Origin of the sequence: Pseudoalteromonas sp. OF5H-5 (genome assembly GCF_021530695.1) — a bacterium.
Classification (GTDB): Bacteria; Pseudomonadota; Gammaproteobacteria; order Enterobacterales; family Alteromonadaceae; genus Pseudoalteromonas.
Genome location: NZ_JAKGBF010000008.1, coordinates 36,546 through 52,007, shown reverse-complemented (window position 1 = coordinate 52,007; position 15,462 = coordinate 36,546). Strand labels below are relative to the sequence as shown.

General features: G+C 43.2%; 12 protein-coding genes. 7 read left to right on the top strand and 5 right to left on the bottom strand.

Annotated features, from left to right (window positions below; all coding sequences use genetic code 11):
* The first annotated feature begins 152 nt into the window (after nucleotides 1-152).
* On the top strand, nucleotides 153-1,058 hold the full coding sequence (locus L1271_RS13070) for a flagellar protein MotY (RefSeq protein WP_235368089.1): 906 nt from the start codon (nucleotides 153-155) through the stop codon (nucleotides 1,056-1,058).
* A 120-nt stretch (nucleotides 1,059-1,178) separates the two neighbouring features.
* On the opposite strand, the gene L1271_RS13065 is transcribed toward L1271_RS13070, so the two are convergent.
* Complete coding sequence (locus tag L1271_RS13065) at nucleotides 1,179-1,652, bottom strand: hypothetical protein (RefSeq protein ID WP_039492389.1); 474 nt, start codon at nucleotides 1,650-1,652, stop codon at nucleotides 1,179-1,181.
* 103 nt (nucleotides 1,653-1,755) lie between these two features.
* Here L1271_RS13065 and L1271_RS13060 point away from each other — a divergent pair, with 103 nt between their 5' ends.
* Together L1271_RS13060 and L1271_RS13055 are read left to right on the top strand one after the other, a co-directional pair.
* Complete coding sequence (locus L1271_RS13060) at nucleotides 1,756-2,073, top strand: DUF962 domain-containing protein (RefSeq protein ID WP_010606470.1); 318 nt, start codon at nucleotides 1,756-1,758, stop codon at nucleotides 2,071-2,073.
* A gap of 23 nt (nucleotides 2,074-2,096) precedes the next feature.
* Nucleotides 2,097-3,203, top strand: coding sequence for an amidohydrolase family protein (locus L1271_RS13055; RefSeq protein ID WP_235368029.1), 1,107 nt, complete (start codon nucleotides 2,097-2,099; stop codon nucleotides 3,201-3,203).
* On the opposite strand, the gene L1271_RS13050 is transcribed toward L1271_RS13055, so the two are convergent.
* Nucleotides 3,187-7,392: a DEAD/DEAH box helicase gene (locus L1271_RS13050; protein ID WP_235368028.1), complete on the bottom strand. Its 4,206-nt coding sequence runs from the start codon at nucleotides 7,390-7,392 to the stop codon at nucleotides 3,187-3,189. The genes L1271_RS13055 and L1271_RS13050 overlap by 17 nt on opposite strands.
* 208 nt (nucleotides 7,393-7,600) lie before the next feature.
* Complete coding sequence (locus L1271_RS13045; RefSeq protein WP_235368027.1) at nucleotides 7,601-8,857, bottom strand: aromatic amino acid transport family protein; 1,257 nt, start codon at nucleotides 8,855-8,857, stop codon at nucleotides 7,601-7,603.
* 278 nt (nucleotides 8,858-9,135) lie between these two features.
* Between L1271_RS13045 and L1271_RS13040 the strand changes: the two genes are divergently transcribed.
* A complete protein-coding gene (locus L1271_RS13040) occupies nucleotides 9,136-9,897 on the top strand; it encodes a peptidylprolyl isomerase (RefSeq protein WP_235368026.1) in 762 nt (253 codons plus the stop codon).
* A 113-nt stretch (nucleotides 9,898-10,010) separates the two neighbouring features.
* Here L1271_RS13040 and L1271_RS13035 read toward each other — a convergent pair whose 3' ends face one another.
* On the bottom strand, nucleotides 10,011-10,241 hold the full coding sequence (locus L1271_RS13035; RefSeq protein ID WP_045965390.1) for a hypothetical protein: 231 nt from the start codon (nucleotides 10,239-10,241) through the stop codon (nucleotides 10,011-10,013).
* Between the two features lie 193 nt (nucleotides 10,242-10,434).
* Between L1271_RS13035 and L1271_RS13030 the strand changes: the two genes are divergently transcribed.
* Nucleotides 10,435-10,902: a hypothetical protein gene (locus L1271_RS13030; protein WP_010606476.1), complete on the top strand. Its 468-nt coding sequence runs from the start codon at nucleotides 10,435-10,437 to the stop codon at nucleotides 10,900-10,902.
* A gap of 70 nt (nucleotides 10,903-10,972) precedes the next feature.
* Here L1271_RS13030 and L1271_RS13025 read toward each other — a convergent pair whose 3' ends face one another.
* Entirely contained in the window at nucleotides 10,973-12,568 is a 1,596-nt protein-coding gene (locus L1271_RS13025) for an ABC-F family ATPase (protein WP_010375453.1), read from the bottom strand.
* Between the two features lie 247 nt (nucleotides 12,569-12,815).
* Here L1271_RS13025 and L1271_RS13020 point away from each other — a divergent pair, with 247 nt between their 5' ends.
* Both L1271_RS13020 and L1271_RS13015 read left to right on the top strand, forming a co-directional pair.
* Nucleotides 12,816-14,882, top strand: coding sequence for a T6SS phospholipase effector Tle1-like catalytic domain-containing protein (locus tag L1271_RS13020; RefSeq protein ID WP_235368025.1), 2,067 nt, complete (start codon nucleotides 12,816-12,818; stop codon nucleotides 14,880-14,882).
* Nucleotides 14,879-15,406: a hypothetical protein gene (locus tag L1271_RS13015; RefSeq protein ID WP_102056548.1), complete on the top strand. Its 528-nt coding sequence runs from the start codon at nucleotides 14,879-14,881 to the stop codon at nucleotides 15,404-15,406. Before L1271_RS13020 ends, L1271_RS13015 begins: the two co-directional genes overlap by 4 nt.
* Nucleotides 15,407-15,462 lie beyond the last annotated feature (56 nt).

Below are 15,462 nucleotides of genomic sequence, written 5' to 3'. Positions count from 1 at the left end.
TTGTGAAATTTAGCGGCCTATTATACTGATACCTCGACAAGAAGCGAGCAGCTTGAGTGCGCTTAGTATGGTACATTTATTGCTTAACTCTAAATAGCGCGAATTGGTAGAGATAAGCTCTAGTTTTTGGCGTGTTGAGCGTGTGTAGATTAATGGTTGATGTTGTGAGGTGTGGGGTGATCAAGTTACATAAATCAGTAGGTTGGGTTGGTATATCGTTATGCGCCATTACTTTTAATAGCGAGGCTGCAATGCGGCAATACGCTGCCGAAGCTGATTCATCACATTGGAATGTTGACCAAAACAATCGTTTGAGTTGTGCGCTTAATCATGAAGTCCCGTATTACGGTGAAGCTATATTTTCAAGTAATGCCAGTAAAAATAAAGACTTAATCTTTAACCTAGATATGGTGGTACGCCCTGAAAGTTACGATTTTGCAGGGCTTGAATCGGTGCCACCGCTTTGGCGAGCTGGCAAACCAGCAAGAAGTATCGGTCAAATGAAATTACTGAAAAAATTTGACGGTGAACTTGAAAATGACATCGCGTGGCAGTTGCTGACTGAGCTTGAAAAGGGCTACTTTCCTACTTTTTATTATAAAGATTGGCACAACGACGTAGATAAAATCTCGGTTTCTTTGTCATCAGTGAACTTTAAACAGGCGTATTGGGCGTTCTTACAATGTCGCGATAACTTGTTGCCATACAGCTTTGAAGACATCGCTTTTACGGTGATGAATTACAAGAAAAATTCCAGCGAACTGACAAAGTCGTCACGCAAACGCTTAGATATGATCGGCGAATACCTTAAAAATGACCCGAAAATTGAGCAAATTTATATTTCGGCTTATAGCGATAGTTACGGTGGCCGTGATACCAACCTGAGATTGTCAAAGAAACGTGCCGAGGCGATTAAATCATATATGGCGAGCCTAGGGGTTGAAGAGAATAAGATTATGACTGACGGCTTTGGCGAAAAACGCCATATTGATACCAACGACAACGCCATTGGTCGTGGTAAAAACCGTCGAGTTGTGATCCAAATTTCGAGACCTTGATGTTGGGGTTTTGTGTTTTTGTAGTTGGTTGTTGGGTTGTGGGTTGTTGGGTTAAGTTGTCGGCTTAAAAGCCGACCTACAAGCCGACCTACAAGCCGAGACACGGTGCTGATATCGGTTTTATTCTAATACCGTACTACATGACGCTTTTAATGCATCGGCATGACTGAGCTGATTGTGATAGGTGATGGTAATGGGCTGTGCGGTGTTTATCTCATAAGCCAGTGCTAAATCTAATTCTACGCTTTTACTTTGCCCAGCATTTAGGGTCATAAATTCATTAGCTGAGGGCGCGAGTCGTTTCGCCATGGGTCCTTGATAATTAAGCGACTTACCATTTTGTGTTACCTCTAAAAATTGGCTCCACCAGCCTTCAAAAGGGGTATGCCAAATTAGAAACTTTTCATCATTATGGCCTGCGTTGGTAAAAGTGAAATTAATGGGGTAGGTCATACCTGAGTCAGAACCCTTACTCACACTGCATTGAATGTTACTTTGTGCATTCATCGTTGCCTCTGATTTGGTGGTTGGGGCGGTGTCGTTGCAAGCTTGGAGCAGCATCGCAGCGGTGATCATCATTAGAGGTTTCAACATACTGTTTTTGAGCCTGTTGCCACGCTCATTCCTTTTTTATTTTCAACGTAAATACTTTGCACTATGCTGAGTATTACAGTCGAATAACGAATCGCATACTCTCATGACCAAAAATAATAACAAAGAGTTCAATTCTTTTGCATCGTTTTACCCTTATTATCTCGCGGAGCACAAAAACAAAACCTGCCGTCGCTTACATTTTATCGGCTCAACCTTAGTGCTCTTGATTTTGCTCTTTGCGTTGGTTTTTGCACATTGGTCTTTATTATGGCTGCTGCCAATCGCGGGTTATGGTTTTGCTTGGGTGGGGCATTTCTTTTTTGAGAAAAATAAGCCTGCGACATTTCAATATCCGCTGTATAGCTTGATGGGTGACTGGGTCATGTACAAGGATATTATCCGTGGTAAAGTACCTTGGTAAAGGAGACTCGGTAGATAATAAGAATGAATGTAAAACAAAATGTTACTGCCATGAGCTGTGCTGTTTTACTGGCAGGTTGCCAAAGTGTGTCAGCCACTGGCACACGCACGCTAGCAACTTTTAGTGTAGATAATACTCAGTGCTACGACCGCAAGGCGCAATCTAGTTATTTTGCCGTTGATTCTCATCACCATTTTCAGCCATTTCGGGGAGATGCGGTCCCGTTTGATAAGCTCGTTACTTGGGCAGAGCGTGCGGGAGTGGTGTTTATCAATGTTTATGGCATTGGTCAAACCTACGAGCGAAAGCCTGATTGCTTTGGTGAGCGTGGGTGCTACAGCCAGTTGATTTCACCCAGCATTCAAAATGACTTTAAAAATGCGAGCAATTATCTTAAATATGGCGCAGATAACGTGCATATAACCTTGTCTATGACCTTTGCTGACTTGCACAAACCAGAGACTATTTTGCCAAAAATGGCACTACTCGAAGATGAGTTTGGTGACTTATTTCGTTGGATGGGAGAAGTGAATTTAGTCAAAGCGGCGCATTTTGGTAACGGTCATCAAGCGGTAGATAAAGAGACTATCGCCAAGTGGCAGCCATTTATGGCAGTGCTAAAAGAAAAGCGTATTCCGCTTGCTCTGCACGCTGACTTAGGCGATAACAACGCGCCACTCAAATACTTACCTTTGCTTGAGGAAGTATTAAAGCGCTACCCAGAAAACGATATTATTTGGATGCACATGGGAGTCTCAAAAGAGCTAAACCAAATTGATCCTGAGCTGCACATAAACACCATGGAGCGGTTATTCTCCCAATATAAAAACCTAAAGGCCGATCTGTCATGGCGGATTTTGTACGACTATTATTTTAGCGACCCGAAAATTCAGGGGCAGTATGTTGAATTTATTAATGCCCATGCTGAGCGCTTTTTGCCAGGCAGTGATTTCGTCGCCAGTAAAAGTAAACGCTTTTTCGATTATTTAGAAGAAGTCGATATCAATAGCCGAATTTTCGCCGAACTTGACGACAATGCCTTTCGCCGGATCGCCTTAGGTCAAAACTACTTTTCGCTATTAGATTTACCTTATCGTGCGCCAGAGATCTGTGTTACAGCGTCTCCTTGAGCATGGATAGCACATCGTTTACGTCTAGTTTCATCACTTTATCGGTGTTCGCGAGCAATTGATCCGCGAGGTCTTTTTTATGGTGATGGAGCTCGACAATTTGTTCTTCAATCGTGCCTTTGGCAATTAAGCGATAAATAGTAACGGGGCGTGTTTGTCCCATTCTATGTGCTCGGTCTGACGCTTGCTCTTCAACTGCAGGATTCCACCAAGGATCCATGTGAATAACATAATCTGCTGCGGTAAGGTTCAAACCAGAGCCTCCGGCTTTGAGGCTAATCAAAAATACCTCGCCTTCACCTTTTTGAAAGGCATTCACGGCCTGCTGACGAGCTTTGCTTGGCGTGCTGCCATCTAAATACTGAAACTGGATCCCGCGTTTTTCCAAGCGAGCTTTAATGAGTTGCAAGTGGCCTACAAACTGACTGAATATAAGTGCCTTGTGATTGTTTTCTTGCAGCTCGGTTAGAAGCTCATCCAATGCCGCTAATTTCGAACTGGTTATCTGACTTTCTGCCATTAACAGTTTTGGATGGCAACAGGCTTGGCGCAAGCGGGTTAGTGCTGCCAGCATTTTAAAGCGTTGTTCATTGGCACTGTCTTGCTGTGTTGACTGTGAAATTTCGTCAATGGCGTTTTGGCGCAGCGCTTCGTAAAAGGTTTGTTCTTCTTGGCTCAATTGAATTGGTACATTGATCTCAGTGCGTGGTGGCAATTCGGTTAATACCTGATGCTTCATACGGCGTAAAATAAAAGGCTGGATCAGGTGTTTGAGGCCTTTACGGGCACGGTGTGCTGCGAGCTTATCTTCATTGGCGTTTTCAATGGGGGCGGAAAACTTTTCGCTAAAGCGTTTGAGGTTACCGAGCAATCCCGGGTTTACAAAACGAAAGAGTGACCAAAGCTCTGTGAGGTTATTTTCTATTGGGGTCCCAGTGGTGATCAGCTTAAACTTGCCTTTGAGCGCGCAGGCGGCTTGAGTACGTTTTGCTAAAGGATTTTTTAGCGCTTGGGCTTCATCGGCGACAATGGTTTCAAAAGCGATAGGCTTTAAGATATCAACTTCGCGCTGTAGCAGGCCATAGCTTAATATCACACAATCCAGTGGTTGCAAGTTGCTCAGCATCTCAGCTCTGGCATCAGAATGTGGATAGTCAGAAAACAGTTTCACCGACAAGGTTGGAGCGAACTTTTGGATTTCCTGTTGCCAGTTGAAGCAGACCGATGTTGGCGCGATGACAAGCGTTGGGCCGACATTGGCTCGGGCCAATATCATCGCCAGCGCTTGGATGGTTTTACCCAATCCCATATCATCGGCAAGGCACGCACCTGCACCCCAATGAGCAAGTCGCATTGCCCAGTCAAATCCCGCCTGCTGGTAGTCGCGCAGCTCGGCTTGTAATGTTGAAGGAAGCGTTGGAGTCAATGCGACGGCTTGCTGCATTTTTTCGTTTTGCTCTTCCCAAGCCGGCAAGGTTTTCATCCGCATTCCGGTAGTGGCTTCAGCAATTAAAGGCGTGGCTAGCGGGTGAAACTTTCCGCCCTCGGTTGCGTTATTGAGCTGGTCAAGTTGCGCTTTTAACTCACTTGAAAGGGCGAGTACTTGCTCACCATCCAGCGCAATAAAGCGGCCATTGCTGGTGGCAACCATTTTCAGAAGCTGTTTAAGTTCGATAACTTGGTCATTACTTACTTGTAGCTCGCCGGTCATATCGAACCATTCATTTTTCTTGCTCATGGCTAGTTGCAAATGTTGGCTTTCGAGCTTGCTACTGAGCTTAACCTTTTTACCTTTGGGCCATCTGAGCTTGAGCGCCATAGGGCAAGGCTCTTGATTGATCACCTGCTCAAGTTCTTGTAGCACCTCTAGCGCTTCGTCCATTTCGGCTAAACTTAAGCGATTATCCGTCATCTCCAAAAATAGGGGACAGTGCGTATCTAACTCATCCAATCTTTGCTGCTCAAGTAACAAGTTTCGGGTGGTGGATAAGCGCTTACCATCGATTCCGGCGCTGACAGTGGCAATACCGTGTCCCGGATGAAAAATCGGCCCTTTTTCGCCAAAGGGCATGACCACACAGTGAAAATCGAGGCCTTGATGATAAGGTTGAATGTTAATAACGAGCGCCGATTGCGCCTCGATACTATCCAGCCCAGTATCTATATCAGCTAAATCAGACTGTACATTAAGATAAGGTGCGATGGCTTTAATACTCGACAGCACTTTTTGTTTTGCACTGGCAGGCACAGTTAATCCGGATTCACCAATAATCTCAGCGACCTGTATATGTGACTGGTTAAACACAATAAACTCGTAGTGATGCTCAGCTTGCTGAGTAAATGAGTAGGTTTGCGGTTGACCAAAATAGCTGGGTAAATTAGGAATAGAGAGTAGCAGATCGTCGCCATGTTGACGGATGTGTAACTCGGGAGATTTCTCGGCAATGGTAATGGCTTGTTTTAAGTCTTCTTCATGGTATAGGTTGGTGGCGCCGACTGCGGCTTTTAACGCTGGAATTCCAGCAAGGGTGTAGTCCGCACGAGCATTGTAGCCATAACCTGACTGTGGTGCGATGGCGTCGATCAGCTTTTTATCAGATTGGCTGATATAACTAAATTGCTCAGGGTGTTGTTTCAGTTGTTTGCAGGAAATTGGCTTACCTTTTCCCCAGCCTGTTTTACCCCGCTTTTGCTCGCGTGCTAAAAACTCAATATCAAAGCGACCTTGCCTAATTTGCCAAATCAGGCGAAATTGTTCGTCAACTTCTTGGCTGGTATTTGCGTTCGGGTTGAGCGCAATAAGCTTGTCCAGTGCCAGATCCCACGCCGTCTTTTTGGCAACAAGGTGACTAACATTAAGCTCGGGATTAAACGCAAGCTGATATTGCTCACCGTGCATTGCCAGCATCAACTGCTTTGCAAGCCCAGCAAAAAGAGGTAAAGAGAGGCGCTCAAAAATTGCGATGCAGTCGTCGAGACTGGCAAGCGCTTTGGCATCTAAGCTCTGATTACACCAGAAGTGTGCAAAGCAGTCGAGCAAGCGACCTAAGGAATAGTCAAAAACATGAGATTTCTTCAGACTTGAATAATTTAAATGGGCGCTGCTGTAGGTACTGTTTTGCGACAAGCTCTCTGCGCAGTATAACAGCACGTTATTGGCAAAGAAGTTATTATAAGGCGCTTTGCTGTCTTGGCTTTCAAACTCAAGCTGTTGAGAGAGGGTGTCAAATAATGCGGCATCATGGCTATTGGCTTGCTGCAATAACGCCAACTTATGAAACAAACCCAGTGTTCTACCTAGGTACTGCTTTTTACGTTTGGTGATTTTGTCTTTGGCTTTTAGTGCTTGTTCAAAACAAACGATAATATCGTCGTGTTGTTGTAAAAAAGCAATGCTTGCCATAATTTGTGCACTATAAGCGGTTTGGATATTGGCTACCAACGCCTGAGCCTTATCCAATTGCAGGGTATAGATTTGATACTCTGCTAATAAGCAGGTCAGTAGTGGGCTCTGTGTATTGGCTTGAACCTGTGTGAGTACTTCAAGTGCATAGCTAATGCTGTGACCACCTTGTAGTAAGGTATAGAGCAAAGTTGCAAAAGCTTGATATTGCAAGTCATCAGCAAGCGCCGAAAATCCTTCAACTGAAAAAGGATAAAAATACAGTGGTAATAGCACTTGATTGGTCTTATGACACACCGCCTGTGGGTCTTTCGCCAGTTCTAAATGATTGCGGGCTTTTGGTAGTTGGTTGATAAATAAAAAGTCTCGAATGAGTCGCTGTTCATCGGCAAATTGGCGTTCCCATTCATAAGCATTCAATACAGGGATAAACTCTTCAGCAGCGTTAAGGATTGCTAAAAACTGGCCGTCAGCCATGACTCGATGGCTTAAACTGGTCGCGAGTTTTAGATTTATTTGCACTCCATCTTCGTTAAAAGTCACTAACCCGTCTGAGCGCCACTTCATAATTTGGCTATGACTTACACCTTGTTCAAAGTCATTTTCGGGGATGATATCTTTTGCCACGAGTGCTTGAACTAGGCGTTTGAGTTTGATTGCTGAAACTGGTTTATAGACGACCGCCAGCACACTCAACAGCGTTTGCTCGTGCACAGGTAGGTTATGCACTTGATTGATTAGCGCTGTGATTTCTTCGTTAATTGCTGGTAGAAAGTCAAAATTCATCGTTTGGTTGTAGTATTCAATTTAAGACACTGAAAACTACCATAATATAGGTTGGACTGCCATGAAGATAAACAAAGTCAAAGCTTATTTTTCGGTTATGGTGGTTCATTCAATACACTGAAAACTAGTACTATATTTAGTCTGAACTGCCATGAGGATAAGCAACAAGAAAGAAAGGGAGATGAGGGAGGCGATGCCTCCCTTTTGGTTAGCCTAGCATGTTATACAGTAATGCAGAAACCGCCAGCAAGCCGACGAATAGTACAAAGTAAGTGCCAATGTGGCTTTTGTATTTTTGTAGTGCCGGTACTTTAAACACGGCAATGGTTGGCATGATAAACAAGATCATCGCAATAATCGGGCCTGAGATAGCCCCCATCATGTCCAAAATACTTGGGTTTAATACAGCGCACACCCAAATAGCAACAAACATAAATACCACGCCTAGCTTGTCAGCAAGCTTATAGCTCATACTCGTTTGCTTGGTTGCAAGGCCGTTAAAGCTTTCACGTGCACCAAGGAAGTGGCCTAGGAAAGACGAAGTAATCGCGATAAATGCCACAAGGGGGCCAAGCATTTCAATAAATGGATTGTTATACACGTTAGCTAAATAGGATAAAACAGAGACGTTCGCCGATTTTGCTTCTTCCATTTGCTCTGGTGTTAGAGAGAATACGCAGGAGAATACGAATAGCAAAACAAACACTATCAACATAATGGAGGTCGTACGAAGGATCGCTTCTGATTTTTGAACTGCCTCACTTTTGTAGTGACGACGCTGCACGTTAGCAAAGCTAGAAATGGCGGCTGCATGGCTAAATGAAAATACTACGATAGGAACGGATAGCCAAAGCAATTCGGTTAAGCTTGCAACATCTGGTGTGCTTACCACCGGCATTTGCCAGTTGGGCACTAAATAGAGTGACAAAAACAGTAATACCCCAACCAGCGGGTAAACCAAAATAGCAAAAGCACGCAGTAGCAGCTTTTCGCCGCCTAGCATAATGGCAATCATCCCGGCAACGAGCAAACCGGAGAGTAAAATACGAGATGGCGATTCAAAGCCAAGTTGATTGACAATAAAGCTGTCGACGGTATTGGTTAGGCCAACACCATAGATAAGCAAAATAGGAAAAATAGAGAAAAAGTAAAGTAAGGAAATTAAACGGCCAGCACCTGCGCCAAAGTGCTCTTCTACTACATCCGTAAAATCGGCATTTTTTTGCTTTGATGAAAGGACGAACCGGGCCAATCCTCGGTGTGCTAAATAGGTCATAGGGAAGGCAAGCACTGTCATGATAACGAGTGGCCAAAAACCACCAATACCTATGTTAATTGGCAAGAATAAGATACCTGCGCCGACCGCAGTGCCAAATAAACTTAATACCCAATGTGTGTCGTGTTGGGTCCAGCGCCCGTCGCTGATGGTATTCATCTCCATCATCGCTTCAGAGGAATTACTCATATACTTGTTGTCCTGGATTTAGAATTATAATCGGGCGCATCATATAAAAAATGACGAAGTGTTGCATGTATAAACCGTCTACTCCGAGGAGTTATGCGGTGAAATACGTTTGTTTGACTAAAACTTGCTCAAGGTATGGTGGGTTCTTAACCGGTTATTGTAAATCTAAGTCTGCAAATGTTCTTAATTGTTACCACTGGCAATGAATTGCTAGCCGACTTATAAATAAATTTTTATTCTAGTTTGCAAAGAGAATTAAAATAACCAAGTGGAAAAGTATGTTCAAGCTAAACTCTCTATTGCTCGCTTCAACTTTGTTGGGAAGCTTCGCTGCTAATGCAACGATTGTCGAATTTCAAACTTCTCATGGTAGCTTTCAGGTCAATTTATTTGATGAAAGTACGCCTAAAACCGTGGAAAACTTTTTGAAATACGTAGATAACGGGCGTTATTCTGATACGGTAATTCACCGCGTTATTCCAGATTTTGTTGTGCAAGGTGGTGGCTTCAAATATGAAGGAGATGTGCCTCTTGATGCCATCGCTACTTACGATGCTGTAAAAAATGAACCTAAATGGTCTAACGTAAAAGGCACTATTGCAATGGCAAAGGTAGCAAATAGACCTGATAGTGCGACAAGCCAATGGTTCTTTAACTTGGTAGACAACAGTAAAAATTTGGACGTTGACAATGGTGGCTTCACGGTCTTTGGTCAGGTGACTGACAGTGGCATGGATATAATAGAAGCGATAGCAAAAATTCCTCGTTGTGGTAATGTGCCATTAGTTAACTTCACTGATGAACAGTGTAAAGATAGCAATAGTGAGCCGGGTGCAGCTAACTTTGTAACCATAAACGCAATTACTGTACTAGATGATGATCCCAAATCAGCTCAAGGCTTAAGCCCAAAAGCAAATACCTTGATTGATCAAGTGCCTGATAAACCCTCGACAGACTCAGATTCATCTGGTGGTTCAATGTTTTCCGGCCTTATGTTGCTGGCTGGTATTTTCGGATTTAGACGTAGATTTCATAAGTAACCAAGTTACTTTGGTTGCAGATGCTAACGATAGCATCACAGTCCCTAGTTAACCTGATCTCAGGTTAATAACTTGGAAGCGCACTTCGGTGCGCTTATTTCTTTATTATTAAGTTATTCGTCTTCGCCAAACAGTGCAATCGCTTTTGTCGTCAAACTATACTGGTCACGGCCATCCACTTGGATAAGCCCTTCATTGAGGTGAGTAGTCACAACGTCTTCGAGTAGTTGTTGATCTACGTATGGGAGTGAAAAAGTGTGGTGATTGATATCGCACGATTCTGGAAAGCTTGCTTTCAGCTTAGACAGCAACATTATCGAATACATATTCTGTAAACGTTCCATAGCCGACCCTTTTATTATTCCAATTTTTGCGAGAACAATCCTAACAGTAAAATTGCGGGTTTGTCTATTTTTTGCTCTTTTATACTGCTCTGCTTTTTGAACTCCCTCATTCATTCGCGTTATCACAACAGATGTCTATGCTTATAGGTATTATCATCACTATGCTCACAAAGTGAAAATAAGGGATTGTTACATGGATTTATTACAATTTATTTCAGCTACAACTCAAATAGTGACGGCGGCTACCGCAGTAATTACCGCTTATTTAGCCTATCAAACCTATTTAAAGCCACCTGAACAAGAAGATGAGCCTGAACCGAGTTCAGAAGTTGACGAATCGGCGGATGAGAAATTAACGGAGACGCTGGTTTTTAAAACCTCAAGACAAAAAACTACACTTAAGGTGACGCCTCAAGGATTAGAATGCTATTTGGAAGACACGAGGGAAGGAAAAGGTGGTCATCAATGGACTTTGTCCATCAGTGACGTTCGGGCGATTCTTGATGCGAAAGCCTATCACGTCAATCCTGGGTATAAAGTGAAAACAGGCACGTTTACATTGGGTCCAAAAAGAAATTGGTTGTACACCAAGTCTTTATTTCCAGAACCAGATTATCTTGAGAGCGTGTTGAAAAGTCTATTGCAGAATGTTGAGAAATGATAAGGCTTGTTTAGTTTCCAAAACAAGCCTTACTGCTTTGCTTGAACTGAGTGTTGTTACCTCGTCACCTTTAAACGGCTTCAGCCGCTTTCTTCGCGAGGTATTCGTCGTACGTACCATGGAAGTCGGTGATCTTACCGTCTTTAATTTCCCAAATACGCGTTGCGAGTGATGAGACAAATTGGCGGTCGTGCGATACGAAGAATAACGTACCTTCGTATTGTTCAAGTGCCAAGTTGAGAGACTCGATTGATTCCATATCCATGTGGTTCGTTGGTTCGTCCATTAGTAGGATATTTGGCTTATGCATCATGATTTTACCAAATAGCATACGGCCTTGTTCACCACCTGAGATCACCTTAACTGACTTTTTGATGTCGTTTTGAGAGAACAGCATACGGCCAAGGAAGCCGCGTACGACTTGCTCGTCATCGCCTGGCTGTTGCCACTGTTCCATCCATTGGAAAAGATCCAGATCTTTTTCAAATTCGTCAGCATGGTCTTGCGCATAGTAACCAATATTGGCGTTTTCTGACCATTTATACTCACCTGCTTGCGGCGCTTTACGGCCTGCTAAGGTGTTGAGTAGTGTCGTTTTACCGGCACCATTTTCACCGATGATGGCAACTTTCTCGCCGACTTCAACAAGGCCATTTAGGTCAGAGAATAGGGTGTCGTCATAACCTTGTGATAGTGAGATAAGCTCAAGTGCGTTACGGAATAGCGGCTTTTCCTGCTCAAAGCGAATAAATGGATTTTGACGACTTGATGCTTTAACTTCTTCCAGTTGGATCTTGTCAATTTGCTTAGCACGAGATGTCGCTTGCTTCGCTTTTGAGGCGTTTGCAGAGAAGCGCGAAACGAACTGCTGTAGCTCAGCGATTTGCGCCTTTTTCTTAGCATTGTCTGACAACAGGCGCTCGCGAGCTTGCGTCGCAGCAAACATGTATTCATCATAATTACCTGAGTAAATACGCAGATCGCCATAGTCGATATCCGCCATGTGTGTACACACTGAGTTTAAGAAGTGGCGGTCGTGCGAGATGATGATCATAGTACAATCACGCTGATTCAATACGTCTTCCAACCACTTGATAGTATAGATATCCAAGTTGTTGGTTGGTTCGTCTAAGAGCATGATATCTGGCTCTGCAAATAATACCTGTGCAAGTAGTACACGCAATTTCCAGCCAGGAGCAACTTCTGACATCAAGCCATAATGTTGCTCGGTTGGAATACCCACACCGAGGAGTAATTCACCCGCTTTTGCTTCTGCGGAATAGCCATCCATTTCAGCAAATTGCGTTTCAAGGTCGGCAACACGCATGCCGTCTTCTTCGCTCATTTCTGGTAATGAGTAAATGCGATCGCGCTCTTGCTTGATTTCCCACAGCTCTTTATGACCCATGATCACTGTGTCTACAACCGTATATTGCTCGTAGGCAAATTGATCCTGATTTAGCTTAGCGATGCGCTCGTTTGGATCGTAGTTTACGTTACCTGCACTTGGCTCTAGCTCTTTGCTTAGGATTTTCATAAAGGTGGATTTACCGCAGCCGTTAGCGCCTATTAGGCCATAGCGGTTGCCGTCACCAAACTTAACGGAAATATTCTCAAACAGTGGTTTTGCACCAAACTGCATAGTGATGTTGTTACACGAAAGCATAAATTTGACTCATTACTGACAATTGCGGCGATCCTATCATTTATGGGTGACAAATGATGTAAAAAGTTTGGCTAACTCACACATTACTTTTGCAGCTGATATAGCAAAGACCTAGGCGTTGAAAACTTATCGCCATAAGATGTTTTGTTTACGATTTTATTAAATTTTATTTACCAATTGGGTGGTTGAATGTTAGCCTGTTTTAATGCGAAAGGATGGTATAAAAAACTAACTCTGGTGAACAAGGATGAAAATAGTTGAAGAAAAACATAATTGGTTGATTGACCAACAAATCGATGAGCTGGAAGTCTTACCACCCCATACCACAACCGCTCATTTACCGTCAGAAATTAGAACGCAACTAAAGCCTCATGCCAGTGATTGGATAGTATTGCAACAAAGACATAATTGGCGCCATGTTAAGCGTGACGAATTTACTCGTGTTTTTATAAAGATCAAAAAGGGCTTACAAAGTGTAAGGTCTGGCAGTGCTGCCGGTTCTAGAGAGCAGCTAATCATCGTTAAACGCAAGTCTTATTTCAAAGCAGAGATTAGAAACAATGCCTTTACAAGCAGTGGTGGGGTTGATCCTAATCAGCCCATTGGCGCAAGCCAATTAGACCCGTTAACACCGGTTGAACAGGTATTGGCCTCGATTAACGTCGATAAATCACCTGAGGTGGCTGAAAAGCGCATATTGGTGTCGCTGGAAGGGGAGTTGGCGGTGAGTTTTGTGATCCTAGGTGCTAATACTCCCACATTGTCCAGAGCTTCTGAAGGGACAACACAAACGCCTTTGATATTCGGCAAGTTGAGTGAAGATGGTCGCTATAGTCTAAAAGCAAAAATCTTGGGTGTGCCGGAGCAGGTGCTTTTTAACAATGTGCCCTATGCAGACCTACTTGATATAGAAAAAGTAAAAGCACTTAAGATTGGCGCTGAGGGTGGAGTGCAGCTGATTAAACACAGAGTGTCAGGTGAGGGTAATGTACACCTATATTTTATTAGCGAGCCACCGAGTATCGGGATCTTCTTTGATGGTACAGGCAACAACAAGTACAACGATATTTTGGACCCATTTGATGATAAAGAGCCGACGAATATCGCTAAGCTCCATGAGTTGTATGAAATGGATGATAAATTTCATTTTAAACATTATGTCGAAGGCGTAGGCACTAAGGCAGGAGAAGATAATAGTACAATTGATTTAGCCGTTGCCTACTCATTTGATGAAAGGTTGATAGAAGTCATAGATGTAATCGAGACGTTCATTAAGAGTAAAAGCTCAATTAGTCTTTGTAGCACGGTATTACTTGATTGCTTTGGCTTTAGTCGAGGCGCTGCGGCAGCAAGAGCACTTACTAATTTAGTCAATAAAATGAGGGAGAACCAGGATGCTAGACTAGCCGATAAAGAAGTGGTATTTCGCTTTGTTGGGATTTTCGATACCGTCGCGTCTATTGGAGGGGATGGAGATAATGATCATGGTGAGCTGTATGCGAAAGATGAGTTAGACGATGCGGTTAGACTCGATCTTAATCAAGCCAGTGCAGGGGCTGTATATCACTTAACGGCTTGGGATGAGCGGCGTGATAAATTCCCACTAAGCTCATTAAAAAATAAGGATGGTAGTTTGTTTGCTAACCATAAGGAAGTCTACTTGCCAGGTGTTCATTCTGATATTGGAGGCGGGTATGCCCCTATCAGTATTGATATTGAGTATCCTTTAAAGCGCATTCGTGGTATTCCCGGAAATCCAGAGCATGAAGCAAAAGTGCAACAAGCGAAATTAGCAATTGAACATAAATATCAGTGGCCTGGCATTAATGTGGATATGGTCTACCGCTTTAAAAGGCTAAGGTATGGTGCTAGTCGCTCGGGAAGAGATAAGGATTTTTACACCACATACCGGCCTGTTTGGAGACGTAAAATAGATAATACCCTTGCCCATTATGGACTGCACCAAATGTATAACGAGGCGATTCAACATGGCGTTCCGCTAAAAGAAATGGCGCGTCTTCAAAGTATCTACCCTTATGAACTTAGCAACAAGGTCGCAACTTTGGTACCTAAAGCTCTTAAAGCTGGGCCAGCAAGCCAAGCTTGGCAGAAACTATACGAGCATTATATCCATATTAGTTCTAGGTATTCGGGATTTACAGATAAATTGGCTCACGGTGAGGAAACAAAAGCAAAGTACGTGACTGAAAATGGACAAAGGGAAATGTTTTACAATAATGCAAAAGCGCTACCGCAGGTACAAATTTGGAAAGCATTTAAAAATGGAAATAAATCAATTTGGAGAAAAGGATGAACAATAAGTTCTATACCGTTTTATTGGCAGCAATACTGCTTTGCAGTTGCTCTTCAAGTACAGAATTGGATAAGTTGCGGATTGGTGTATCTTCTTACGAAAATAGTGACCTTATGGTTAGATTAGTGTTTGATGATAAGTTTTCTCCACCAGCAGGCTCAATAGGTTGTTGTTGGGGTAATGCTAATGCAAATAGTACGTTTTGGGGAGCTGAAATCCCGCATAAAGTGAAAGCGCAGTGGTGGGATTATAAACAAGGAAGGCATTACAACGCTGAGTTCAGTGTACAACGTGATAAAGCATACAAAATCGCAAAAAACCTGCCTAGTATTACCTTCCGCACGGGAGAGGTAAAGGAAGATCTTGTCCCTCAGATTATCTTTGGTTTTGGTGAAAAGGGTGAAGTAAAAATGTGGATTTCTAATGCACCGTTTGATGGCGTCGAAGGACGAATTTTAGAAGAAATTGGTTCGGCACAAGCGACTTGGGAACCCTTTGAATTAACCGATGAAATGTTTAATTAGATAAGTGCCCACAATCCAAAGTTAATATCTAAAACAAATGAGACTAGGGATGTTCG